Here is a 23,090-nt window from a genome sequence, read left to right as displayed (position 1 = left end):
GGTCGACGGCGTGTTCACGACGGTGCAGGACGTCGCGCAGACGGTGCTGTTCCTGTCGGCGTTCCCGAGCGCCGCGCTCACCGGCCAATCGTTCGTCGTCAGCCACGGCTGGTTCATGCAGTAACGCGGGTGCGGGCGCTGTCGTCGCCCGCCGCGCTGGCCTGCAAAAAAACGCGCTCCGTGGAGCGCGTTTTTCATGTCGGCAGGGCGGGGTCGGTGACGGCCGCCGCCCGGCGCGGCTTTACTTCAGGACTGCGGCGACCGCATTGGCAACCGCGTCGAGGTTGCGCGTATTCAGCGCGGCGACGCAGATCCGGCCCGTGCCGACCGCATAGATGCCGAATTCGTCGCGCAGGCGATCGACTTGTGCCGAGGTCAGGCCCGAATACGAGAACATCCCGCGCTGCGCGTTGATGAAGCTGAAGTCGCGATCGACGCCGCTCGCCTTCAGGCGCTCGACGAGGCCGTTGCGCATCGCGCGGATGCGATCGCGCATTTCGCCGAGTTCCTGCACCCACGAAGCGTGCAGTTCCGGCGATGCGAGCACCGCTGCGACCACTGCGCCGCCGTGGGTCGGCGGGTTCGAGTAGTTCGTGCGGATCACGCGCTTCAGTTGCGACAGCACGCGCGTGGCTTCTTCCTTGCTCGACGTGATGATCGACAGCGCGCCGACGCGCTCGCCGTACAGCGAGAACGACTTCGAGAACGACGACGACACGAACGCGTTCAGGTCGGCCGCGGCAAACAGACGCACGGCAGCGGCATCGGCTTCGATGTTCTCGCCGAAGCCCTGATAGGCCATGTCGAGGAACGGCACGAGGTTGCGCGCCTTCACGACGTCGACGACCTGTTGCCATTGCGCTTCGGTCAGGTCCACGCCGGTCGGGTTGTGGCAGCACGCGTGCAGCACGACAACCGTGCCGGCCGCGTAGCCGTTCAGCGCCGACAGCATGCCTTCGAAGTTCACGCCGTTGGTGGCCGCGTCGTAATACGGGTACGCGACGACCTCGAAGCCGGCCGCTTCGAACAGCGCGCGGTGGTTTTCCCAGCTCGGATCGCTGATCGCGACCTTCACGTTCGGATTCAGGGTGCGCAGGAAATCGGCGCCGATCTTCAGCGCGCCGGTGCCGCCCAGTGCCTGGGCCGTGACCACGCGGCCTGCCGCGATCAGCGGCGAGTCGTTACCGAGCAGCAGCTTCTGCACGGCCGCATCGTAGGCGGCGATCCCGTCGATCGGCAGGTAACCACGCGGCAGGCCGGCCTCGACACGCGCCTTCTCCGCGTCGCGAACCGCGCGCAGCAGCGGAATCTTGCCGTCTTCGTTCGTGTACACGCCGACGCCGAGGTTGACCTTGGTCGGACGCGCATCGGCGTTGAAGGCTTCGTTCAGGCCCAGGATCGGGTCGCGGGGAGCAAGCTGGACAGCGGAGAAGAGCGACATGATGATTCGGCAGTAGTGAAAAGAGGGTCAGGCTTTCAACCGGCGGGGCGGGTGCAATAGACCGCGCCCACGGCGCGACGCCGGGAAGCGCAGCAGCCTGACATTGTAGCGAATTCGTGCTGGCGGGGCTGTGATTCCGTCGCGATCAGGGCGACGGATCGCGATTTCGGGCGGCCGCCGCGCGTCAGGAGTCGACAGCAGTTCGCTTGGCCACGAAGCGCTAGAATGCTTTCTTTGCCCTTGCTCCGGCCGCATTCCATGTCCGAACATCATGCCGAAGTCGGCGACGCGCTCGATGAATCCAAATTCGTCACTTTCGAAGGGTCGCCGTTCCAGCTTTACCAGCCCTATCCGCCCGCGGGCGACCAGCCGACCGCGATCGACACGCTCGTCGAAGGCGTCGGCGACGGCCTTGCCTTCCAGACGCTGCTCGGCGTAACCGGCTCGGGCAAGACCTTCACGATGGCCAACACGATCGCGCGGCTCGGCCGCCCGGCGATCGTGTTCGCGCCGAACAAGACGCTCGCGGCCCAGCTTTATGCGGAGTTCCGGGAGTTCTTCCCGCGCAACGCGGTCGAGTATTTCGTCTCGTACTACGACTACTACCAGCCTGAGGCCTACGTGCCGCAGCGCGACCTGTTCATCGAGAAGGATTCGTCGATCAACGAGCACATCGAGCAGATGCGGCTGTCGGCGACGAAAAGCCTGATGGAGCGGCGCGACGTGGTGATCGTCGCGACGGTGTCGGCGATCTACGGTATCGGCAATCCGTCCGAATACCACCAGATGATCCTGACGCTGCGCACTGGCGACAAGCTCGGCCAGCGCGACGTGATCGCGCGACTGATCGCGATGCAATACACGCGCAACGAGCAGGATTTCCAGCGCGGCACGTTCCGCGTGCGCGGCGACACGATCGACATCTTCCCGGCCGAACACGCGGAAATGGCCGTGCGCGTCGAACTGTTCGACGACGAGGTCGAGACGCTGCATCTGTTCGACCCGCTGACCGGGCGCGTGCGGCAGAAGATTCCGCGCTTCACCGTGTATCCGTCGTCGCACTACGTGACGCCGCGCGACACCGTGATGCGCGCGGTCGAAACGATCAAGGACGAATTGCGCGAACGACTCGAGTTCTTCCATCGCGAAGGCAAGCTCGTCGAGGCGCAGCGCCTCGAGCAGCGCACGCGCTTCGATCTCGAGATGCTGCAGGAGCTCGGCTTCTGCAAGGGCATCGAGAACTATTCGCGGCATTTCTCGGGCGCGGCGCCCGGCGATCCGCCGCCGACGCTCGTCGACTACCTGCCGCCCGATGCGCTGATGCTGCTCGACGAATCGCACGTGCTGATCGGCCAGCTGAACGGGATGTACAACGGCGACCGCGCGCGCAAGGAAAACCTCGTCAATTACGGATTCCGCCTGCCGTCGGCGCTCGACAACCGGCCGCTGAAGTTCCACGAATTCGAGCGCAAGATGCGTCAGGTCGTGTTCGTGTCGGCCACGCCGGCCGACTACGAGAAGCGCGTGACGGGGCAGATCGCCGAGCAGGTCGTGCGACCGACGGGCCTCGTCGATCCGGAAATCGAAGTGCGGCCGGCGAGCTCGCAGGTCGACGACGTGCTGACCGAGATCAACGCGCGCGTGAAGGCCGGCGAGCGCGTGCTGATCACCGTGCTGACGAAGCGCATGGCCGAACAGCTGACCGAGTTCCTGGCCGACCATGGCGTCAAGGTGCGTTACCTGCACAGCGATATCGACACGGTCGAGCGCGTCGAGATCATCCGCGACCTGCGGCTCGGCACGTTCGACGTGCTGGTCGGGATCAACCTGCTGCGCGAGGGCCTCGACATTCCCGAAGTGTCGCTCGTCGCGATCCTCGACGCGGACAAGGAAGGCTTCCTGCGCGCCGAGCGCTCGCTGATCCAGACGATCGGCCGCGCCGCACGGAACGTGAACGGCAAGGCGATCCTCTACGCGGACAACATGACCGAGTCGATGAAGCGCGCGATCGGCGAAACCGAGCGGCGCCGCGCGAAGCAGATCGCTTACAACGAAAAGATGGGCATCACGCCGCGCGGCGTCGTGAAGCGTATCAAGGACATCATCGACGGCGTCTACAACGCCGACGACGCGCGCGCGGAGCTGAAGGAGGCGCAGCAGCGGGCGAAATTCGAGGACATGTCGGAAAAGCAGCTCGCGAAGGAGATCAAGCGTCTCGAGAAGCAGATGACCGACTACGCGAAGAATCTCGAATTCGAGAAGGCCGCCGCGACCCGCGACCAGCTTGCCGTGCTGCGCGAACGCGTGTTCGGCGCGAACGTCGGCGACCACATCAGCGGCGGGCGGTAAATCTTTCCAAGCGTCACCGAATCCTTTTGGTAAAGCGCCTGTGAGCCTTGTCGGATCAGGGGTTTACAGCGCTCTTCGTTTGTTCCGGAGCGGGTTCGGTGCTAAACTCCCCATGTATTGAGAATAGTTCGCATTAACGTTCTTCGTCGCGTTAGTGTTTCCAGCGGGCGGCCCGGCGGCGGCCCGCATGTCGTCAAGATAGTCAGACAAATAACAAGGAGTGTCCATGTTGGGTTCTTCGTTCATCCGCACGACGGTTGCGGTAGCGGCGGCGTTGGCCGCGATGTCGGCCTCGGCTGCCGAGTATCCGATCGGCAAGCAGCAGATCCAGGGCGGCATGGAAATCGGCGCGGTGTATCTGCAGCCGATCACGATGGACCCGGAAGGCATGATGCGCAAGGCGTCGGATTCCGACATCCACCTCGAGGCCGACATCCATGCGGTCAAGAACAACCCGACCGGTTTCGCGGAAGGCGACTGGATGCCGTACCTGCAGGTTACGTACAAGCTGACGAAGCAGGGCGACACGAAGTGGAAGGCCGAAGGCGACCTGATGGGCATGGTCGCGAGCGACGGCCCGCACTACGGCGACAACGTGAAGCTCGCCGGCCCCGGCAAGTACCACCTGACGATGGTGGTCAAGCCGCCGATGCAGTCCGGTCACATGGCGTTCGGTCGCCACGTCGACAAGGAAACGGGCGTGGGTCCCTGGTTCAAGCCCATCACGCTCGAGTACGACTTCCCGTTCGCCGGTATCGGCAAGAAGGGCGGTTACTGATCGGTGGCATCACGAACGGCGCGCTTCGGCGCGCCGTCGGCGTAGAGAACCCAGAATGAAAATTCCCCAGAAAATCGTCGCCGCAGCCGCTGCGCTGTGGCTTGTCGGCGCGGCCTACGCGGCCGATCTGCCGACGTTCAAGCTCGAGATGACGGATGGCAAGCTGAATCCCGCCCGCATCGAAGTGCCGGCCGGTCAGCGTTTCAAGATCGAGATCAGGAACACCGGCAAGGGCGCCGCCGAATTCGAGAGCGTGCAGCTGCGCAAGGAGAAGGTGCTCGCGCCGGGCGCCGACTCGTTCGTGGTCGTCGCCCCGCTGTCGCCGGGCGAATACAAGTTTTTCGACGATTTCCACCAGCAGGCACAGGGCGTGATCGTCGCGAAGTAACGCGTTTTATCTGCGCGCGGGCGCGCCAGTCCCTTGCCCCGTGCGTCAGGAGGTATCGATGGGTCAGATCTTGTTCATCGTCTGGCGGGAGAGCGTGGAAGCGCTGCTCGTCGTCGGCATTCTCTATGCATGGCTGAAAAACGGCGACGATGACGCGCGCCGCGGCCTGCCTTTCCTCTGGGCCGGCGTCGGCGTCGGCCTGCTGATGGCCGTCGGCCTCGGCGCCGCGCTGGTCGGGTTCACCGAAGTGCTGTCCGGCGACGCGCAGGATTATTTCCAGACGGCGATGGTGCTGATCGCGTGCGTGCTGATCGTGCAGATGGTGCTGTGGATGCGCCGGCACGGCCGCACGCTGAAGCGCGACATGGAACAGTCGCTGCAGCAAAGCACGCGCGATTCGAACTGGTGGGGCGTCGCCGTGCTGGTCGCGCTCGCGATCGCCCGCGAAGGCAGCGAGACGGTGATTTTCCTGTACGGCCTCGGTTTCGGCCAATCGGGCCACGTCGATGGCAGCCAGATGCTCGCGGTCGTGATCGGTCTCGGCCTCGCGTTCCTCACGTTCTATCTGCTGCAGCTCGGCGGCAAGTACTTCTCGTGGCGGCATTTCTTCCGCGTGACCGAAGTGATGCTGCTGTTCCTCGGCGCGGGCCTGTTCCAGACCGGCGTCGACAAGCTGATCGACAAGGAAATCCTGCCGCTCGGCATCTCGCAGGTGTGGGACACGTCCGCGGTCCTGGATGATTCGGGCACCTTCGGTTCGCTCGTCGCGACGCTGACCGGTTATCGCGCGCATCCGGCGCTGACCAACCTGGTCGCCTATGCGGTGTACTGGGCGGTCGTCTGGCTGCTGATGAAGCGCGCGAGCCGCCGTCCGGCCGTCGCAGCGGGTCGCGCGGCATGAGCGTTGTCGCCGCCGTCAAGCCGGGCTGGCTCGCGCAGGCCGGCCAGTGGATGCAGCGCCACGGTGCGCTGATCCGCGGTATCCAGTGGATCGTCGTCGCCGTCTACGCGTTCCTGATCATCGTGCCGGCGGTGTTGCCGCTGCCGGACGATTCCGCGCATCTGTGGAACAACCTCACGCTCATCGCGCAGTTCGCGTTCTGGGGCATCTGGTGGCCGTTCGTGCTGCTGTCGATGGTGATGCTCGGCCGCGTGTGGTGCGGCGTGCTGTGCCCGGAGGGCGCGCTCACCGAATACGCGAGCAAGTTCGGTCGCGGCGGCCCGATTCCGCGCTGGATTCGGTGGGGCGGCTGGCCGTTCGTCGCGTTCGGCATCACGACGATCTACGGGCAGATGGTGAGCGTGTACCAGTACCCGCTCGCGGTGTTGTTCGTGCTCGGCGGCTCGACCGTCGGCGCGATCGTGATCGGCGTGCTGTACGGCCGCGAGAAGCGCGTGTGGTGCAAGTATCTGTGCCCGGTGAACGGCGTGTTCGGGCTGCTCGCGCGGCTGGCGCCGATGCGCTACAAGGTCGACGAGGATGCGTGGCGCCGTTCGTACAAGAACGGCGAGCACGGCCATCGCGTGATTCCGATCAACTGCGCGCCGCTCGTGCCGTTGCGCAATATGAAGGGCGCGGCGGATTGCCATATGTGCGGCCGCTGCAGCGGGCACCGCGACGCGATTTCGCTGTCGCTGCGCTCGCCGTCCGACGAAGTCGTGAATCTCGGCGCGGAGCGGGCCAACCCGTGGGACACCGCGCTGATCCTGTACGGCCTGCTCGGCGTGGCGATCGGCGCGTTTCACTGGACCGTCAGCCCGTGGTTCGTGCAGATCAAGCAATGGCTCGCGGGCTGGCTGATCGATCACGACATCACGTGGCCGCTCGAGACCAATGCGCCGTGGTTCCTGCTCACGCACTACCCGGATCGCAACGACGTGTTCTCCTGGCTCGATGGCGGACTGGTCGTCAGCTACATCGTCGGCACGGGGCTCGTGTACGGCACGGCGCTGCTGGTGTTGCTGGCCGGCGCCACGCTGATGCTCGGCCGCTTCGATCGCGTGCGTCTGCATCACCTCGCCCAGGCGCTGATCCCGATCGCGGGCGCGGGCGTGTTCCTCGGGCTGTCGGCCACGACGCTGTCGCTGCTGCGCGCCGAGCATGTGCCGCTTGGTTGGGCTACCGATGTGCGCATCGCGATTCTGGTCGGCGCCAACATATGGAGTGCGTGGCTCGCGTGGAAGGTGGCCGGGCGCTATGCGGCGTGGCCGCGCCGGCTCGCGGCGTTCGCGTGGTTCGCCGTCGGGTTGGCCGTCGTCGATAGCGCATGGTGGTTGATGTTCTGGGGATTCTGAAGCGGCACGCATGCCGCTTCTCGCTGCCGCGCATCGGCGGCAGCCACGACACTCGGGCAGCGTGCTTCGCGCATGGGCTGCCCAAACAAAAAAGCGACACGTCCGTCGACGTGTCGCTTTTTTCTTCCTTGTGCGAGAACCAAAAAAAGTGGCTTGGCTTGCTGCAACGGCTGCTTGAGTGTGTTTGCACGAAGGGGTCTAGATCTCGCGTGCAAGCCGTTACGCTGGCTACTGCCCAACACCTCTCAGGGAGGTGGTCCCCACAATACTCGGTCGTTACTTCGTCAGGATCAGTTTGCCGAGCCGCGTGGCGCGCAACTGATAAGTCTCTCCGTTGTGCGCGATGCTGACGTGGCTTTGGCCTTGCAGCAGCGCATCGCTGTTGACGACCCGCGTGCCTGCATCGCGGTTGCCGGCGGGCTTCGCCGGCGTGGTGACCGCTGCCGTCTTCTGACGGCTGCTGGCTGCGGTGCCGGCGGTGCGGCGCAGGGTCAGCGTGGTCGGGCGCATGGTGTCGGTCATTCGGTTTGATCGGTGACTGTCGATACGATGGAATGAATTCTAAATGATAACTATTCCCATTTACAAAAACTCTTTATCGATCGATTTGTGTGGTCTGATAGCTTGAGTCAAAAGGGCGGCCCCGCAGGCCGCCGCCCGGTTCAGTGCAGCGGATCGGGGTCCTTGCGGCCCTGCGCGTACTCGCGGATCAGGCGAACGGTGTCGATGTCCGACGTGCGGTACGCCTCCTTGACGATCCCGTGCGTCTGTCGCGCTTCTTCGCTGTCGTCGGTGACCGTCAGCGTAGTCCGGTATTCGAAACGCAGGAACAGCTCGTGGTCGTCGCGTTCCTCGATCGTCATCGTCAGCGAGCCGCCGATCTCGCCATCGGCCGCACGGATGTCGTAGCGGACCTGCTGGTTCGGCGTGAACGTCACGTGGTCGCGCACGGTCGCGTGGCCGTAGTGCAGTTCGCGTTCGAGCGTCGTGTCCGTCCGTTCGCGGATGACGCAGCTGTCGAGGCCGATCACGAACAGTTGCGGCTGTTCCGCACGCAGCACGAGACCTTCCCAGAGCTGGTCGCGGTTGAGGGTCGGCACGGCCGGATCGTCGGAATTGATCTGGATCAGATGTTCGAAGTTCAAGGGGACGGGTTCCTTCTGGTGGCGGGTGGCCACGTGGTTCAAGAAGTTATTGTGACGCAAAACCACCGGCCTCGCGGCACCTGCCGCCCGATCCGATTCACGCTTCGATGCGACCCATGCGACCGGTCTGATAGTCGACGACAGCCTGCCGAATCTCTTCCTCGGTATTCATCACGAACGGGCCGTAACGGACGATCGGCTCGTTGAGCGGCACGCCGCCGATCAGCAGCAGGTCGAGCGCCGTGTCGCTGGCAGCGAATGTGACGACATCGCCGTCGTCGCCGTAGACGATCATGTGCCGTGCGTCGACAGCCTGCCTGTCGGGCCCGTAGAGGCCCGTTCCGTCGATCGGATAGGCAAACACGCGATAACCGGCCGGCACGGGCTGCGTGACGGTTGCGCGGGGCTCCAGCGTGAAGTGCTGATAGAGGATCGGCGTGCGCGTCTCGATCGCGGCTTTTACGCCGAATGCTTCTCCGGCGATGACGCGCACGCGTGCGCGGCCGTCCGGCGATGTCGCGGTCGGAATGCGGGCGGCCGGGATCTCCTGGTAGCGCGGCGCGATCATCTTGTCGCGCCGCGGCAGGTTGACCCACAGCTGGAAGCCGTGGGAACGCCCGCCTGCTTGGGCGAACGTCGGGTCAGGCATCTCGCTGTGCACGACACCGGCACCCGCCGTCATCCACTGCACGTCGCCTGGGCCAAGCGTGCCGGCATGGCCTGACGAGTCGCGATGACGGAAGCGTCCATCGAGCGCGTAGGTCACGGTCTCGAAGCCGCGATGCGGATGGTCGGGCGCGCCCACGGCTTCGCCGGGCGCGTAGTCGACCGGGCCCATTTCATCGAGCAGCAGGAATGGATCGAAATCCATCAGCAGCCGCGTCGGAAACGGGCGGTGAACCACGAAACCGCCGCCTTCGGTGGTGCGAAGCGCGGGGTAGGTGCGATCAAGCGAGCGAGCGGTGGTCATGGGAAGCCCTCGAAATCATCGGAATAGCGTTATTTTCGAAACATAGCGCTATTATATTGGGCGTTTTACCAGGCGATTTGCGGCGGTTCGCAATGGATTGTTCTGAAATTGGAACGATGAGATGAATATCGATGCACATAACCTGAACGACCTGATGTACTTCTCGCAGGTCGTCGAACATGGTGGCTTCTCGGCCGCCGAACGCGTGCTGGGCATCTCGAAATCGCGTCTGTCGCGGCGCCTGACCGAGCTCGAGGCCGCGCTCGGCGTGCGCCTGCTGCAGCGCTCGACGCGCAAGCTCGCACTGACCGAGGCGGGGGAGCTGTTCTACCAGCATTGCCAGGCGATGCTCGCCGAAGCGCGGGCCGCGATGAACGCGGTGCAGCAGTTGCGCGCGTCGCCACGCGGCTCGGTGCGCGTCAGCGTGCCGGTGACGCTGTCGCAGACAATGCTGTCGCGCATCCTGCCCGAATTCCTGCGCCGCTATCCCGAAGTGAAGGTGCATGTGCGCGTGACGAATCGCGTGATCGACCTGTTCGAGGATTCGATCGACGTCGCGTTGCGCGTGCGTTCGGAGCCGCCGCAGAACGCGAACATCGTCGTGCGGCCGCTGTGGCGCACCGAGCAGATGCTGGTCGGCGCGCCGAGCCTGCTGAGCCAGAACGCACCGCCGCTGGCGCCGGACGACCTGACCGGCTTCGAGACGCTCGATACGCCGAGCGTCGACGGCCGGCACGTCTTCAACCTGATCGCGCCGGACGGAACGCGCCATGTGCACGAGCATGATCCGCGTCTCGTGACCGCCGACCTGATGACGATCCGCGAGGCGGTGCTCGATGGCCTCGGCATCGCCGCGCTGCCGGAGATGATGTACGGCAACGCGTTGCGCGCGGGGCAACTGTCGCCGGTGATGCCGGGCTGGACGCTGCCGGTGCCGCAGCTGTATGCGGTGTTCGTGTCGCGTCAGGGGATGCCGCCCGCGGTCCGTGCGTTCGTCGATTACCTGGTCGAGAAGCTTGACCATGGCGCATACAAGGAGCCGGGTTGCCCCGAGCGCGCGAAGAAGGAAACGGCGGCCGATGTTTCGGCCACCTGAACACGGCATGCACGACGACGCAAATTTGTTTTGTCATTGAAGCGTCGCCGGCAATCGCAAGTTTCAATCGCCGGAACCTTGAATGCGTGCGCGGGCGGGCCTATATTGAAATCCCATTTCGTGAAGGAAGTTCTGAGCGAAATCAGGTGGCCGCATATATTGCGAGCCAGATAGGGCAGAACGCGCAGTCCGTGCAGACCACGGCAGAGTCGCATTTGCGTTGCTCGAGGCGTAACCGATACCGCCGAAGAGCCCGCCGCCCGAAGGCGCCCGCGTGCGCATGAAAAAAGGCCTTCATCTGGCGATGAAGGCCTTTTACTTTGTGCGCGGCCGGCCAGGTGCGACCGGCCAGGTGCGACCGGCCAGGTGCGGCCGGCCAGATGTGCGCAGGGGCGCTGGCGACGACGGAGCCTGCGCGTTACTTCGCTTTTGCGCCGGGCTCCGTCACGAAGCCGAGCTTCGTCAGGCCGCCAGCTTGCGCATCCGACATCACTTCCGCGACGTGTTCGTAGGCGACCTTGCGGTCCGCGCGCAGATGCAATTCCGGCTGAGGCGTGCGCTTCGCGGCTTCCGCGATGCGTGCCTGCAGCTGTTCGCGCGTGACCGTGTGGTCGTCCCACAGGATCGTGCCGTCGCCCTGGATCGCGACGTCGACGGTCTGCGGCTTTTCGTCGACGGGCTGGCTGCTGGCGTGCGGCAGGTCGATCTTCACCGCATGCTGCATCGCCGGGATCGTCACGAGGAAAATGATCAGGAGTACGAGCATGACGTCGACGAGCGGCGTCATGTTGATCTCGCTCATCACGCCATCGTCGTCATCGTCGCTGAAACCGGTGTTCATGGCCATGGTTCACCTCGTCTCAGCTGGCGGCGCGCGATGCGAGACGCAGGCCGTCGCGCGTCGACGACGACGCGAGGCTCGCGCCCGTCACGAAGTACGCATGCAGGCCGTGCGCGAAGCGGCGCAGCTTGCTGACGACGCCCTTGTTCGCGCGGGTCAGCGCGTTGTAGCCGAGCACCGCGGGAATCGCGACGAACAGGCCGAAGGCCGTCATGATCAGCGATTCGCCGACCGGGCCCGCGACCTGGTCGATCGACGTCTGGCCGGTGGCGCCGATCGCGAGCAGCGCATGATAGATGCCCCAGACCGTGCCGAACAGGCCGACGAACGGCGCCGTGCTGCCGACCGATGCGAGGATCGCGAGGCCGCTCTGCATGCGCGAAATGCCTTCGTCCATCGTGTCCTTCAGGCAGCGCGTGACCCAGTCCGATACGTCCATGCGGTCGTGCAGGTGCGGTTGCGTCTGGTGGTGGTGGTCGGCGGCTTCCTTGCCCGACAGCGCGAGCGCGAGGAACGGGTTGTCGTTCGGCGTCGATGCGGCGAGGCCGAGCTTCTTGATGCCGTCGTCGAAATTGTCGGAATGCCAGAATGCCTGCTCGGCATTCTTCGTGAGGCGGTTCAGGCGGATCACGTTCCAGCCCTTGATGACGATCACGATCCACGACAGGACCGACATCACGAGCAGCGTGATCGCAATGGCGCGCGTGACGAAATCACCTTGCGCCCAGACGTGCGCGATACCGTAGCTTTGCATTTTTTGTTTCCTTTGAATCTTCCGGATGAGGCAGGTTAGTCGGTGAGCCCGAAGCTGTAGGGCTGTGTGCGGGCGGCGCGGATCGCCTGGCCGTTCTCGACGTACGGGCGGCAGGTGGTCGAGCGCATCGCGTCGAGTGCGGCATCGTCGAGGCGCGGATAACCGCTGCTCTTCTGCAGATCGATGCTTTCGATCTTGCCGGTCACGCCGACGACGAAGTGAACATAGGCGGTGCCCGATTCGCCGCGGCGGCGCGACATCGACGGATAGTCGGGCTTCACGAAATTGCACTGGAGCGTCGGCACGTTCTTCGGTGCGCTGACCTGCATCGTTTCGCGCGCCGGGCCCGGCGTGGCGGCCGGTGCCGCGGGAGCGGGCGCGGCCGGCGCCGGCGTTGGATCGGCAGCGGGAGCGGGTGTGGGCGACGGGGCCGGCGACGGCGCAACCGGCTGCGGGGTCGGCTTCGCCGCCTTTTGCACCGGCTTCGGCTCGACCTTCGGCTTCACGCGCGGCACGGGCTTCGGCGGCGCCGGCTGCGGGATCGACTCGGCCGCGACCTGCTGCGCGATCGGCGCGGGCGTGATGAGCTGCGCGGTGATCGTCTGGACCTCGACCGATTTCGGCGGCGGCGCGTTGCGATGGAGCCACGCGGCCGTCAGCATGATCGCGTGTGCGGCAAGCACACCGACCGCGACGACGATCACTCGGGGATTCATACGTGGTGCAGCCGGCATGGCGCCGGCAGGAGCGAGATGCGAAGCCTGCATGTTAGCTTGAAAGAACGACGTCGCACCCGGGGCGCGGCGGGTGAATCGGCATCACTTGCGGAAGATCAGCAGCGAGATGCAAACGGTGGTTACGAATCCGATCAGCAATTCCATCACAGGCTCCTTGGCAGGTAAGCCGTTGGCTCGCGCAGACGGTGGCTTGCTGACGGTCAAAACAAAAAATGCGGCCTGGGCCGCATGCGCACGCTCGGCGCCGCTCAGGCGGCCTTGCGGTCGTAGAACGTGACCGGAATCGGATGCGCATGATGCTCGACACCGCAACGGCTCGCGCAGACGCCTTGCTCGGCCATGAGGTCGCGTACGGACTCCTCGCACTTGCCGCAGCACGTGGCCACGCCGAGCTCGAACTGGAGTTCATCGAAAGAGTTCACGCCCTCGGCGAGGGACGCGCGAATCTTGCGATCCGAAACAGACTTGCACACGCAGACGATCATGATGAGTTGCGATAGCTAACGTTAATGCGAATTATTATCATTAATTTTGCAGAGGTTGACAAGCCTGGGTCGGCTTTTTTTAAGGTCATCGGACCCTTGAAACGGCGGAGGAAGGCGAGGTCGCCGCTGGAACGGCGCGCCGGCCCGCGTCAGGCGGTTGCGCAGGCGTGCGCGTTCGGCGAGGAAATGGTGACGGATTCGACCGGCGCATCGAGGCCGAGCAGCGTCGACGCGAGCGCACGCAGTTGCAGGCCGTCGCTCGTCGAGCAGAAGCGGGGCGGCGCGGCATGCGTGCCGGCCGGCGCGCGCAGACCGCGCTCGTCGAGCACCCGCGCGAGCTGGCGCGCGATGGCATCGCTCGTGTCGACGATCGTCAGGCGTTCGCCAACAAGGTCACGAATCGTGTCTGTGAAGAACGGGTAATGCGTGCAGCCGAGGACCAGCGTATCGGCGCCGTCGTCGAGCATGGGTTGTATGTAACGCTCGAGCAACGCGCGCAACGCGGGCGAGCCCGTGTCGCCGCGTTCGATCGCTTCGACGAGCCCGTGGCCGGGCTGGCAGATGAAGCGGCGGCCCGCGCCGTAGCGATCGAGCAGCGCCTGGAAGCGCGGGCTGTTCAGCGTCGATTGCGTCGCGAGGACGCCCGCGACGCCGGTCGTGGACAGCGCGGCGGCCGGCTTGATGCCCGGCTCGACGCCGACGAGCGGTATCGACAGGCGTTCGCGGATGGCCGCGATTGCCCGTGCCGTGGCCGTGTTGCACGCGATCACGAGCGCTTTCGCGCCTTCGCGGGCGAGCCACTCGCCGATTGCCAGCGTGCGTTCCGTGATGAATGCCTCGTCGCGCGGGCCATACGGCGCGTGGTGCGAGTCGGCGACGTAGACGAACGATTCGTCGGGCAGGTGTGCGCGCGCGGCGCGCAGCACCGACAGGCCGCCGAGCCCCGAGTCGAAGATGCCGACAGGGGCGGTGGCGCGCGGTGCGGGTGCGGCGGACGGGTTCGTCATCGTCAGGCGGGCGGCGAGTTGGCGGGTGGCGCGATTACTCGGCCGAACCCATCATCGTTTGCTGATAGTTCTGCAGGCCGACCTTGCCGATCAGGTCGATCTGCGTTTCGAGCCAGTCGATGTGCTCTTCGGTGTCGTCGAGGATCTTTTCGAAGATCTCGCGCGACACGTAGTCGCGAACCGATTCGCAGTAGGCGATCGCTTCCTTGCAGGTGGACTGCGAGATCTGTTCGAGCTTCAGGTCGCACTTCAGGATCTCTTCGGTTTCCTCGCCGACGAGCAGCTTGTGCAGGTCCTGCAGGTTCGGCAGCCCGTCGAGCATGAACACGCGCTCGATCAGCCAGTCGGCGTGCTTCATTTCGCCGATCGACTCGTCGTATTCGTGCTTGCCGAGCTTGTCGAGGCCCCAGTGCTTGTACATGCGCGCATGCAGGAAGTACTGGTTGATCGCCGTGAGTTCGTTCTTCAGTTGGGCGTTCAGATATTCGATGACTTTCTTGTCGCCTTGCATGGCTGTTCCTTGTTCAGTGGGGCTTCAGAAACCGAACGATAATCGCTCGAACGAGAAAAGCCAAGCCTCGAAGCCTTGTCGGGCCTGCCTTTTGCGGGTAATGAGAATCAGCCTTGAACAACCGGCCGAGCACAATAATGAGAATGAGAAGTAAAAAGGCCGGACGTCCGTCCGGCCTTTCGTTCGATCGCGCTTAAGCGGTGGCGACCGGGATCTTGCCGATCTTCGCCTGCCATTCCTTCGGACCCGTCTGGTGCACCGACGTACCCGACGAATCGACGGCCACCGTCACCGGCATGTCCTGCACGTCGAACTCGTAGATCGCTTCCATGCCGAGGTCTTCGAACGCGAGCACCTTCGCGCCGCGGATCGCCTTCGACACGAGGTAGGCCGCACCGCCGACCGCCATCAGGTAGGCCGCCTTGTGCTTCTTGATCGCGTCGATCGCGACCGGGCCGCGCTCGGCCTTGCCGACCATCGAGATCAGACCCGTCTGAGCGAGCATCGTCTCGGTGAACTTGTCCATGCGCGTGGCCGTCGTCGGGCCGGCCGGGCCGACCACTTCGTCGCGCACCGGATCGACCGGGCCGACGTAGTAGATCACGCGGTTCGTGAAGTCGACCGGCAGCTTCTCGCCTTTCGCGAGCATGTCGGCGATGCGCTTGTGCGCGGCGTCGCGACCGGTGAGCATCTTGCCCGACAGCAGCAGCGTCTGGCCCGGCGTCCAGCTCGCGACTTCTTCCGGCGTCAGCGTGTTCAGGTCGACGCGCTTGCTGGTTTCCGTGTTCGGTTCCCACTGCACTTTCGGCCAGGCGTCGAGCGACGGCGCTTCAAGCTTGGCCGGGCCCGAACCGTCGAGCACGAAGTGCGCGTGGCGCGTGGCCGCGCAGTTCGGGATCAGCGCGACCGGCTTCGAGGCCGCGTGCGTCGGCGCCGCCATGATCTTCACGTCGAGCACGGTCGCGAGGCCGCCGAGGCCCTGCGCGCCGATGCCGAGCGCGTTGACCTTCTCGTGCAGTTCCACGCGCAGTTCCTCGACCCAGTCCTTCGGGCCGCGCGCGATGATTTCCTGGATGTCGATCGGCTCCATCAGCGATTCCTTCGCCATCAGCATCGCCTTCTCGGCGGTGCCGCCGATACCGATCCCGAGCATGCCCGGCGGGCACCAGCCGGCGCCCATCGTCGGGACCGTCTTCAGCACCCAGTCCACGATCGAGTCGGACGGGTTCAGCATCACGAACTTCGACTTGTTTTCCGAGCCGCCGCCCTTCGCCGCGACCTGCACGTCGACCTTGTCGCCCGGCACGATCTCGTAGTGGATCACGGCCGGCGTGTTGTCCTTCGTGTTCTTGCGGGCGCCTTCCGGCGGATTGACGATCGACGCGCGCAGCACGTTGTCCGGATGCGTGTAACCGCGGCGCACGCCTTCGTTGATCATGTCGGTAAGGCCCATCGTCGCACCGTCCCAGCGCACGTCCATGCCGACCTTCACGAAGATCGTCACGATGCCGGTGTCCTGGCAGATCGGGCGACGGCCTTCCGCGCACATGCGGCTGTTCGTGAGGATCTGCGCGATCGCGTCCTTCGCCGCCGGGCTCTCTTCCAGCTCGTACGCGCGGCCGAGGGCCTGGATGTAGTCGAGCGGGTGGTAGTAGCTGATGTACTGCAGCGAATCCGCGATGCTCTGGATCAGGTCTTCCTGTTTGATGACGGTCATGGCTGAGACTCTGTGGGGACAGTGGAAATGGTTTGCCGACGGTTCAGGCCGCCGGTCGGGACGCCGCGGGCGCATGCGTCTCGTGGAAATGGGCCGGGTGCGTATGCGTCGTCAGGCGGTCGACCCACGCCATCACGAGCGCCGACACGAGGAACGACACGTGGATGAGCACCTGCCACATGATCGCGTGCGTCGTGTGCTGGTCGGGGTTGATGAAGGTCTTCAGCAGGTGGATCGACGAAATGCTGATCAGCGCCATCGACAGCTTGACCTTCAGCACGCCCGCGTTCACGTGGTCGAGCCATTCGGGCTCGTCGGGGTGGCCCTCGATGCCGAGCCGCGACACGAACGTTTCATACCCGCCGACGATCACCATGATCAGCAGGTTCGAGATCATCACCACGTCGATCAGGCCGAGCACGGCGAGCATCACGCTGATTTCGTCGAGACCGGTCGCATGCGACAGCAGGTGCCAGACTTCCTTCAGGAACAGGAACACATAGACGGCCTGCGCGATTATCAGGCCGAGGTAAAGCGGCACCTGGAGCCAGCGGCTCATGAAAATCAGCGCGGGAAGGGGGCGAAGCGGGCGGCGGCCAGGATGGCCGGGCGAGTGCGGGGCGGACATGTCGGGGTACGGGCGCGGTGCGCAGGTATCGGGGGTAATCTTGAAAAGGCGCGCTATTGTAACGCGTCGGCCGGCGCCGCTGCAGCGACGCGCCGGCACTGCCGGGGACGGATCAGGAAGCGGCGGCCGGCATGCGTTTCTCGCGCAGGCTCGCAAGCACGATGCCGGCGACGACGCACGCGAGCGCGATGCCGTGAGCGAGCGTCGGGCGCTCGCCGAGGAACGCGATGCCGTACGCGGCCGCGGCGATCGGCAGCACCGCGCTGAACACGCCGGCGAGGGTGCCCGGCACGTGCCGGATGCCCTTCATCCACAGCCAGAACGAGAAGATGCTGGCCGACAGCCCGTACCAGACGACGAGCGCCCAGGTGCCGGTGGGCACGCTCGCGTAATCGAAGTGCCACAGCGCCGTCGCGCCGAGCGGCAGCATCAGGAACAGCCCGAACAGGTGCGTATACGCGCAGATGTCGATCGGTGCGAGCGTTTGCGTGAGCCGGCGCGACAGGATCACGTAGATCGATTCGCAGCACACCGCGCCGAGGATCAGCAGGTTGCCGGTCAGCGAACCGGACGCGTCGCCCTGCGCGCCGTGGCCGGCCGCGCCGCCATTCGCGAGGTTGATCGTCACGACGCCGACGATCGCGAGCGCGATCGACACGAGCGCACGGCCGTTCGGTTTTTCACGCAGGATCAGCCACGCGAACAGCGCGACGATCGCCGGGATCGTGCTCGTGATGACCCCCGCGGCCACCGCGCTCGTGCGCTGCACGCCGTTGAGCATCAGCAGCGTGAACATGAAGGTGCCGAAGAACGCCTGCAGGAACAGGTTCAGCCATTCGCCGCGCTTGACCGCGCGCATCTTCACGGGGCTGAACAGCGGCCACAGCACGGCGATCGCGATCACGAAGCGCAACGTGGCGAGGATGGCGACCGGGACGAATGCAACGATGGATTTGCCGATACCGACGTTGCTGCCGACGAACAGCATCGACAGGATGAGGAAGAAGGCGTAGCGATTCAAGCTGGAATCCGGAAGGCGAGTTCAGTTAGGATTGTAGGGTCGCGGTCGTAACAGCGTAAAGCCGCGCTCGATGCGGCGCGGCGCACGAAACGGCCATGCCGCGTAAGTGACGGGTAAGTTGGAGCGCTTATCGTGGAAACTGCCGGGCCGCGGGTCACGTTCGTGTGAGGTGGTGCGGTGCAGCATCGTGCGCAGGCTTCGCGGCCGCGTGCGGGTGGTGGGAGACAGCGGCGCGCAAGCGCCGGCCAAGACGACGCGCGGCGCACACGATCGCGCCGCCATGCAGAGGATTCATGTTCACCAAGGGGTTGTCGATGTCTGCGATTGAATCGGTTCTTCACGAAACCCGTCAGTTCGCGCCGCCCGCGGCGCTCGAGAAGACGGCGACCATTTCCGGCATGCCGGCCTATCGCGCGCTCGTCGCCGAGGCCGAGCAGGATTACGAAGGCTTCTGGGCGCGTCTCGCGCGCGAGGGCCTCACGTGGCACAAGCCGTTCACCAAGGTGCTCGACGAGAGCAACGCGCCGTTCTACAAGTGGTTCGACGACGGCGAGCTGAACGCGTCGTACAACTGCCTCGACCGCCACGTCGAAGCCGGCAACGGCGAGCGCGTCGCGGTGATCTTCGAGGCCGACGACGGCACCGTCACCCGCGTCACCTATGCGGATCTCCTCGCACGCGTGTCGCGCTTCGCCAATGCGCTGAAGAAACGCGGCATCGGCAAGGGCGACCGCGTCGTCATCTATATTCCGATGTCGATCGAAGGCATCGTCGCGATGCAGGCCTGCGCGCGTATCGGCGCGACGCACTCGGTCGTGTTCGGCGGTTTCTCCGCGAAATCGCTGAACGAGCGGCTCGTCGACGTCGGCGCGGTCGCGCTGATCACCGCCGACGAGCAGGCGCGCGGCGGCAAGACGCTGCCGCTCAAGAGCATCGCCGACGAGGCGATCGCGATGGGCGGCTGCGACGCGCTCAAGAGCGTGATCGTCTATCGCCGCACCGGCGGCAAGATCGACTGGCATGCGGAGCGCGACCTGTGGATGCACGAGCTGACCGACGGCGAGTCCGACACGTGCGAGCCGACCTGGGTCGGCGCCGAGCATCCGCTGTTCATCCTGTATACGTCGGGCTCGACCGGCAAGCCCAAGGGCGTGCAGCACAGCACCGGCGGCTACCTGCTGTGGGCCGCGCAGACGATGAAGTGGACCTTCGACTGGAAACCCGACGACGTGTTCTGGTGCACGGCCGACATCGGCTGGGTCACGGGCCACACGTACATCACGTACGGGCCGCTCGCGTGCGGCGGCACGCAGGTCGTGTTCGAGGGCGTGCCGACTTATCCGGACGCCGGCCGCTTCTGGAAGATGATCGCCGACCACAAGGTCACCGTGTTCTACACCGCGCCGACCGCGATCCGTTCGCTGATCAAGGCGGCCGAAGCCGACGAGACGGTCCACCCGAAGCGCTATGACCTGTCGAGCCTGCGCATCATCGGCACGGTCGGCGAGCCGATCAATCCGGAAGCGTGGATGTGGTACCACAAACACGTCGGCCACGAGCGCTGCCCGATCGTCGACACGTGGTGGCAGACCGAAACCGGCGGCCACATGATCACGCCGCTGCCGGGCGCGACGCCGACCGTGCCGGGCTCGTGCACGCTGCCGCTGCCGGGCATCACGGCCGCGGTGGTCGACGAGACGGGCCAGGACGTGCCGAACGGGCAAGGCGGGATTCTCGTGGTCAAGCGTCCGTGGCCCGCGATGATCCGCACGATCTGGGGCGACCCGGAGCGCTTCAAGAAGAGTTATTACCCGGAAGAACTCGGCGGCACGCTGTATCTGGCCGGCGACGGCACGGTACGCGACAAGGAGACCGGCTACTTCACGATCATGGGCCGGATCGACGACGTGCTGAACGTGTCGGGCCACCGGCTGGGCACGATGGAGATCGAGTCGGCGCTGGTGTCGCACGAGCTCGTGGCCGAGGCGGCGGTGGTCGGCCGTCCGGACGACACGACGGGCGAGGCGGTCGTGGCGTTCGTCGTGCTCAAGCGTTCGCGCCCGGAAGGCGACGAAGCGGCGGCGCTCGCGAAGACGCTGCGCGACTGGGTCGGCAAGCAGATCGGGCCGATCGCGAAGCCGAAGGACATCCGCTTCGGCGACAACCTGCCGAAGACGCGCTCGGGCAAGATCATGCGGCGCCTGCTGCGCTCGCTCGCGAAGGGCGAGGCGATCACGCAGGATACGTCCACGCTCGAGAATCCGGCCATCCTCGAGCAGCTCACCGAAGTACGCTGAACGCCTGCCGGTTCGCGTCAAGCGTGCAAGCCCCTGCGCGGCAATCCCGATTGCCCGCGCAGGGGCTTTTTGCTACATAACGGCATGACCGTTCCGACCCGCTCGGCGCCTGCCGCGCCACCCCCCGTTCCCGCACCGCTCGCGCGTGCGCATGCGCGCTACTGGCGCTTCAACGTCGCACTGATCGCGGTGCTGATGGTGATCGGCTTCTCGGTGTCGTTCATCGTGCCGTTCTTCGGGCCCGCGCTCGCCGGCGTGCGCTTCGCCGGCTTCAGCCTGCCGTTCTATGTCGGCGCGCAGGGTGCGATTCTCGTGTACCTCGTGCTGATCGTCGTCTACATCGGCTTGATGCAACGCGCGGACCGCACGCTGCGCCGCGCGTACGACGAGCATGCGGCGCGCGCCGGCCATGCGAACGGCGGGCGCTGATTCATGCTGACGCGTCGATTGATACGCGCATACGCGCTCTACACGCTCGGGTTTCTCGGCTTCGTGCTGCTGATGTGGCGGATCGAGCGCGCGACCGGCTCGGGCGTGTGGATCGGCTACGTGTTCCTGTTCGTGCCGATCGCCGTGTATGCGGTGATCGGATTGTTGTCGCGCACGTCCGATCTCGTCGAGTACTACGTGGCCGGGCGGCGCGTGCCGTCCGCGTTCAACGGGATGGCGACGGCGGCCGACTGGCTGTCGGCCGCGTCGTTCATCGGCCTGGCCGGTTCGCTCTACGCGACCGGTTACGACGCGCTCGCGTACGTGATGGGCTGGACGGGCGGGTTCTGCCTCGTCGCGTTCCTGCTCGCGCCGTATGTGCGCAAGCTCGCGCGCTACACGATTCCCGATTTTCTCGGCACGCGCTTTTCGAGCACGGCCGTGCGCGCACTCGCGGCCGGCGCGGCGATCCTGTGTTCGTTCGTGTACCTGGTCGCGCAGATCCAGGGGATCGGCCTGATCGCGACGCGCTTCATCGGCGTCGATTTCGCGATCGGCATCTTCTGCGGACTGGCGGGCATTCTCGTGTGCTCGTTTCTCGGCGGGATGCGGGCGGTCACGTGGACGCAAGTCGCGCAGTACATCATCCTGATCAGCGCGATCCTGATCCCGGTGTCGCTGATTGCGATGAAGAACGGGCTCGGCCCCGTGCCGCAGTTCAATTACGGCAAGCTGATGGAGCGCGTCGCGGCGCGCGAGGCGCAGGTGCGCGATGCGCGCGACGAGCAGCTGGTGCGTGATGCGTACCGCCGGCAGGCCGCGGACATCCAGACGCGGCTCGACCGGTTGCCGGCGTCCTATGCGGATGCGCGCCGGCATCTCGTCGACCAGCTTGCGGACCTGCGGCGCCACAACGGGCCGCTGCGCGAGATCAGCCGACGCGAGCGCGAGCTGGCCGATTTTCCGCGCGATCCGGCGGCGGCGCGCGTGGCGTGGACGCAAGCGCGTGACGACCTGCTCGCGCGTGCCGAGCCGCCCGTGCCGATGCACGAGCCGTTTCCGGCCGCGAGCGAAGACGAACGCAAGCCGCGCGAGCGCAACTTCCTCGCGCTGCTGCTGTGCCTGTCGCTCGGCACCGCGAGCCTGCCGCACATCCTGACGCGCTACAACACGACCACGTCGGTTGCGTCTGCGCGGCGCTCGGTCGGCTGGACGCTGTTCTTCATCGCGTTGTTCTACCTGAGCGTGCCGGTGCTTGCGGTGCTGATCAAGTACGAGATCCTCGCGAATCTCGTCGGGCGACCGTTCGCCGAATTGCCGGCGTGGATCACGCAGTGGCATCACTTCGAACCCGACCTGATCAGCGTCGTGGAGGTGATTCGCGACGGTATCGTGCACTGGTCGGAAATCCAGATGCAGCCGGACATGGTCGTGCTGGCCGCGCCGGAGATCGCGGGGCTGCCGTACGTGGTGTCCGGGCTGATCGCGGCCGGTGCGCTGGCCGCGGCGCTGTCGACCGCGGACGGGTTGTTGCTGACGATCGCGAATGCGCTGTCGCACGACGTCTATTACTGCATGGTCGCGCCCGATGCGTCGAGCCAGCGGCGCGTGACGATCTCGAAGGTGCTGCTGTTGGGGGTGGCGCTGTTCGCGTCGTATGTCGCGTCGCTCAATACCGGGAAGATCCTGTTTCTCGTCGGCGCCGCGTTTTCGCTGGCGGCGTCGAGCTTCTTTCCGGTGCTCGTGCTGGGGGTGTTCTGGAAACGCACGACGACGCGTGGCGCGATTGCCGGGATGGTGACGGGGTTGGCGGTATGCGTGTATTACATCGTGTCGACTTATCCGTTCTTCACGCAACTGACCGGGTTCGCCGGGCGTACATGGTTCGGGATCGAGCCGATCAGCTCAGGCGTGTTCGGCGTGCCGGCGGGGTTCGCGGTGGCGATCGTGGTGAGTCTGTGTGACAAGCGGCCGGATGAGTATACGCGGGCGTTGGTGGATTACATTCGGCATCCGTGAGGGGGAAGGGGCGATGCATCGCGTGCCGGCGTGCCAAGTTGAAAAGCCCTGATTTCCAGGGAAATCCAGGGCTTCACGTATTTCTGGCGGGGAGAGGCGGATTCGCCCACACACCGCGGGCGGCGGATTCGCTTGCAAGCAAATCCCTTCGAATCCCCGCGCCAGCCGAACGATCGGCTGGC

22 protein-coding genes and 1 pseudogene are annotated in these 23,090 nt (G+C 65.4%); 10 read left to right on the top strand and 13 right to left on the bottom strand.

Translation table 11 applies throughout. The features are described from left to right. A pseudogene (locus tag CFB49_RS35665) lies at positions 1–124 on the top strand (3-hydroxybutyrate dehydrogenase); the annotation flags it as partial. A gap of 117 nt (positions 125–241) precedes the next feature. Here the strand turns inward: CFB49_RS35665 and CFB49_RS12225 are convergent. After that, positions 242–1,441, bottom strand: coding sequence for an amino acid aminotransferase (locus tag CFB49_RS12225; RefSeq protein ID WP_006478300.1), 1,200 nt, complete (start codon positions 1,439–1,441; stop codon positions 242–244). 258 nt (positions 1,442–1,699) lie between these two features. Here CFB49_RS12225 and uvrB point away from each other — a divergent pair, with 258 nt between their 5' ends. The 5 genes from uvrB (at position 1,700) to CFB49_RS12195 (ending at position 7,251) form a co-directional block, all read left to right on the top strand. Further along, positions 1,700–3,790, top strand: coding sequence for an excinuclease ABC subunit UvrB (gene uvrB / locus CFB49_RS12215; protein ID WP_069620932.1), 2,091 nt, complete (start codon positions 1,700–1,702; stop codon positions 3,788–3,790). Between the two features lie 226 nt (positions 3,791–4,016). Continuing rightward, the gene (locus CFB49_RS12210) at positions 4,017–4,568 is read left to right on the top strand and encodes an iron transporter (RefSeq protein WP_006483880.1); all 552 of its coding nucleotides are present in this window, start codon (positions 4,017–4,019) and stop codon (positions 4,566–4,568) included. Between the two features lie 55 nt (positions 4,569–4,623). Beyond that, positions 4,624–4,956 carry a cupredoxin domain-containing protein gene (locus tag CFB49_RS12205; protein WP_089491400.1) on the top strand — a complete coding sequence of 111 codons (333 nt, stop codon included), beginning with the start codon at positions 4,624–4,626 and terminating at the stop codon, positions 4,954–4,956. 58 nt (positions 4,957–5,014) lie between these two features. After that, complete coding sequence (locus tag CFB49_RS12200; protein WP_089491399.1) at positions 5,015–5,857, top strand: FTR1 family iron permease; 843 nt, start codon at positions 5,015–5,017, stop codon at positions 5,855–5,857. Then, positions 5,854–7,251 carry a 4Fe-4S binding protein gene (locus tag CFB49_RS12195; protein WP_069620929.1) on the top strand — a complete coding sequence of 466 codons (1,398 nt, stop codon included), beginning with the start codon at positions 5,854–5,856 and terminating at the stop codon, positions 7,249–7,251. Before CFB49_RS12200 ends, CFB49_RS12195 begins: the two co-directional genes overlap by 4 nt. Positions 7,252–7,527: 276 nt before the next feature. On the opposite strand, the gene hemP is transcribed toward CFB49_RS12195, so the two are convergent. From hemP to CFB49_RS12180, 3 genes are all read right to left on the bottom strand, one after another. Beyond that, on the bottom strand, positions 7,528–7,773 hold the full coding sequence (gene hemP / locus CFB49_RS12190) for a hemin uptake protein HemP (protein ID WP_089435305.1): 246 nt from the start codon (positions 7,771–7,773) through the stop codon (positions 7,528–7,530). A gap of 140 nt (positions 7,774–7,913) precedes the next feature. Next, complete coding sequence (locus tag CFB49_RS12185) at positions 7,914–8,396, bottom strand: SRPBCC family protein (protein ID WP_069620927.1); 483 nt, start codon at positions 8,394–8,396, stop codon at positions 7,914–7,916. 97 nt (positions 8,397–8,493) lie between these two features. After that, positions 8,494–9,366, bottom strand: coding sequence for a pirin family protein (locus CFB49_RS12180; protein WP_089491398.1), 873 nt, complete (start codon positions 9,364–9,366; stop codon positions 8,494–8,496). Between the two features lie 121 nt (positions 9,367–9,487). Here CFB49_RS12180 and CFB49_RS12175 point away from each other — a divergent pair, with 121 nt between their 5' ends. Next, positions 9,488–10,462, top strand: a complete 975-nt coding sequence (locus CFB49_RS12175) for a LysR substrate-binding domain-containing protein (protein ID WP_050018189.1) — start codon at positions 9,488–9,490, stop codon at positions 10,460–10,462. Positions 10,463–10,880: 418 nt separating this feature from the next. Here CFB49_RS12175 and CFB49_RS12170 read toward each other — a convergent pair whose 3' ends face one another. The 9 genes from CFB49_RS12170 to CFB49_RS12130 all read right to left on the bottom strand — a co-directional run bounded on the left by CFB49_RS12170 (position 10,881) and on the right by CFB49_RS12130 (position 18,163). Beyond that, on the bottom strand, positions 10,881–11,309 hold the full coding sequence (locus tag CFB49_RS12170) for an ExbD/TolR family protein (protein ID WP_089435304.1): 429 nt from the start codon (positions 11,307–11,309) through the stop codon (positions 10,881–10,883). Positions 11,310–11,322: 13 nt separating this feature from the next. Continuing rightward, on the bottom strand, positions 11,323–12,057 hold the full coding sequence (locus CFB49_RS12165; protein WP_006483875.1) for a MotA/TolQ/ExbB proton channel family protein: 735 nt from the start codon (positions 12,055–12,057) through the stop codon (positions 11,323–11,325). A 35-nt stretch (positions 12,058–12,092) separates the two neighbouring features. Then, positions 12,093–12,824 (bottom strand): energy transducer TonB, encoded by a 732-nt coding sequence (locus CFB49_RS12160; protein ID WP_006478312.1) that lies wholly within the window; start codon positions 12,822–12,824, stop codon positions 12,093–12,095. 218 nt (positions 12,825–13,042) lie between these two features. Continuing rightward, positions 13,043–13,279, bottom strand: a complete 237-nt coding sequence (locus CFB49_RS12155) for a (2Fe-2S)-binding protein (RefSeq protein WP_006482749.1) — start codon at positions 13,277–13,279, stop codon at positions 13,043–13,045. A 149-nt stretch (positions 13,280–13,428) separates the two neighbouring features. Next, on the bottom strand, positions 13,429–14,286 hold the full coding sequence (gene murI / locus CFB49_RS12150) for a glutamate racemase (protein ID WP_069620924.1): 858 nt from the start codon (positions 14,284–14,286) through the stop codon (positions 13,429–13,431). A gap of 34 nt (positions 14,287–14,320) precedes the next feature. Next, entirely contained in the window at positions 14,321–14,797 is a 477-nt protein-coding gene (gene bfr / locus CFB49_RS12145) for a bacterioferritin (protein WP_006478315.1), read from the bottom strand. A gap of 193 nt (positions 14,798–14,990) precedes the next feature. Then, positions 14,991–16,514 carry a fumarate hydratase gene (locus CFB49_RS12140; RefSeq protein ID WP_059528380.1) on the bottom strand — a complete coding sequence of 508 codons (1,524 nt, stop codon included), beginning with the start codon at positions 16,512–16,514 and terminating at the stop codon, positions 14,991–14,993. Positions 16,515–16,557: 43 nt separating this feature from the next. Beyond that, complete coding sequence (locus CFB49_RS12135) at positions 16,558–17,142, bottom strand: TIGR00645 family protein (RefSeq protein ID WP_069620923.1); 585 nt, start codon at positions 17,140–17,142, stop codon at positions 16,558–16,560. Between the two features lie 112 nt (positions 17,143–17,254). After that, positions 17,255–18,163, bottom strand: coding sequence for a DMT family transporter (locus CFB49_RS12130; RefSeq protein ID WP_089491397.1), 909 nt, complete (start codon positions 18,161–18,163; stop codon positions 17,255–17,257). Positions 18,164–18,477: 314 nt separating this feature from the next. Here CFB49_RS12130 and acs point away from each other — a divergent pair, with 314 nt between their 5' ends. The 3 genes from acs to CFB49_RS12110 all read left to right on the top strand — a co-directional run bounded on the left by acs (position 18,478) and on the right by CFB49_RS12110 (position 22,908). Beyond that, positions 18,478–20,460: an acetate--CoA ligase gene (acs, locus tag CFB49_RS12120; protein ID WP_089491396.1), complete on the top strand. Its 1,983-nt coding sequence runs from the start codon at positions 18,478–18,480 to the stop codon at positions 20,458–20,460. Positions 20,461–20,544: 84 nt separating this feature from the next. After that, positions 20,545–20,889, top strand: coding sequence for a DUF4212 domain-containing protein (locus CFB49_RS12115; protein ID WP_069617740.1), 345 nt, complete (start codon positions 20,545–20,547; stop codon positions 20,887–20,889). Positions 20,890–20,892: 3 nt separating this feature from the next. Then, positions 20,893–22,908 (top strand): sodium:solute symporter family protein, encoded by a 2,016-nt coding sequence (locus CFB49_RS12110; RefSeq protein WP_089491395.1) that lies wholly within the window; start codon positions 20,893–20,895, stop codon positions 22,906–22,908. The last annotated feature ends 182 nt before the right edge of the window (positions 22,909–23,090 follow it).

The organism is Burkholderia sp. AU17457, assembly GCF_002223255.1.
Classification (GTDB): Bacteria; Pseudomonadota; Gammaproteobacteria; order Burkholderiales; family Burkholderiaceae; genus Burkholderia; species Burkholderia sola.
The sequence above is the reverse complement of the archived record's forward strand: the minus strand, read 5'-3'. Positions and strand labels throughout refer to the sequence as shown.

Bases quoted from the DNA above. Each gene is read 5' to 3' on its own strand.
- CFB49_RS12225 (WP_006478300.1), bottom strand. From the start codon at position 1,441: ATGTCGCTCTTCTCCGCTGTCCAGCTTGCTCCCCGCGACCCGATCCTG.
- uvrB (WP_069620932.1), top strand. From the start codon at position 1,700: ATGTCCGAACATCATGCCGAAGTCGGCGACGCGCTCGATGAATCCAAA.
- CFB49_RS12210 (WP_006483880.1), top strand. From the start codon at position 4,017: ATGTTGGGTTCTTCGTTCATCCGCACGACGGTTGCGGTAGCGGCGGCG.
- CFB49_RS12205 (WP_089491400.1), top strand. From the start codon at position 4,624: ATGAAAATTCCCCAGAAAATCGTCGCCGCAGCCGCTGCGCTGTGGCTT.
- CFB49_RS12200 (WP_089491399.1), top strand. From the start codon at position 5,015: ATGGGTCAGATCTTGTTCATCGTCTGGCGGGAGAGCGTGGAAGCGCTG.
- CFB49_RS12195 (WP_069620929.1), top strand. From the start codon at position 5,854: ATGAGCGTTGTCGCCGCCGTCAAGCCGGGCTGGCTCGCGCAGGCCGGC.
- hemP (WP_089435305.1), bottom strand. From the start codon at position 7,773: ATGACCGACACCATGCGCCCGACCACGCTGACCCTGCGCCGCACCGCC.
- CFB49_RS12180 (WP_089491398.1), bottom strand. From the start codon at position 9,366: ATGACCACCGCTCGCTCGCTTGATCGCACCTACCCCGCGCTTCGCACC.
- CFB49_RS12175 (WP_050018189.1), top strand. From the start codon at position 9,488: ATGAATATCGATGCACATAACCTGAACGACCTGATGTACTTCTCGCAG.
- CFB49_RS12170 (WP_089435304.1), bottom strand. From the start codon at position 11,309: ATGGCCATGAACACCGGTTTCAGCGACGATGACGACGATGGCGTGATG.
- CFB49_RS12165 (WP_006483875.1), bottom strand. From the start codon at position 12,057: ATGCAAAGCTACGGTATCGCGCACGTCTGGGCGCAAGGTGATTTCGTC.
- CFB49_RS12160 (WP_006478312.1), bottom strand. From the start codon at position 12,824: ATGCAGGCTTCGCATCTCGCTCCTGCCGGCGCCATGCCGGCTGCACCA.
- CFB49_RS12155 (WP_006482749.1), bottom strand. From the start codon at position 13,279: ATGATCGTCTGCGTGTGCAAGTCTGTTTCGGATCGCAAGATTCGCGCG.
- murI (WP_069620924.1), bottom strand. From the start codon at position 14,286: ATGACGAACCCGTCCGCCGCACCCGCACCGCGCGCCACCGCCCCTGTC.
- bfr (WP_006478315.1), bottom strand. From the start codon at position 14,797: ATGCAAGGCGACAAGAAAGTCATCGAATATCTGAACGCCCAACTGAAG.
- CFB49_RS12140 (WP_059528380.1), bottom strand. From the start codon at position 16,514: ATGACCGTCATCAAACAGGAAGACCTGATCCAGAGCATCGCGGATTCG.
- CFB49_RS12135 (WP_069620923.1), bottom strand. From the start codon at position 17,142: ATGTCCGCCCCGCACTCGCCCGGCCATCCTGGCCGCCGCCCGCTTCGC.
- acs (WP_089491396.1), top strand. From the start codon at position 18,478: ATGTCTGCGATTGAATCGGTTCTTCACGAAACCCGTCAGTTCGCGCCG.
- CFB49_RS12115 (WP_069617740.1), top strand. From the start codon at position 20,545: ATGACCGTTCCGACCCGCTCGGCGCCTGCCGCGCCACCCCCCGTTCCC.
- CFB49_RS12110 (WP_089491395.1), top strand. From the start codon at position 20,893: ATGCTGACGCGTCGATTGATACGCGCATACGCGCTCTACACGCTCGGG.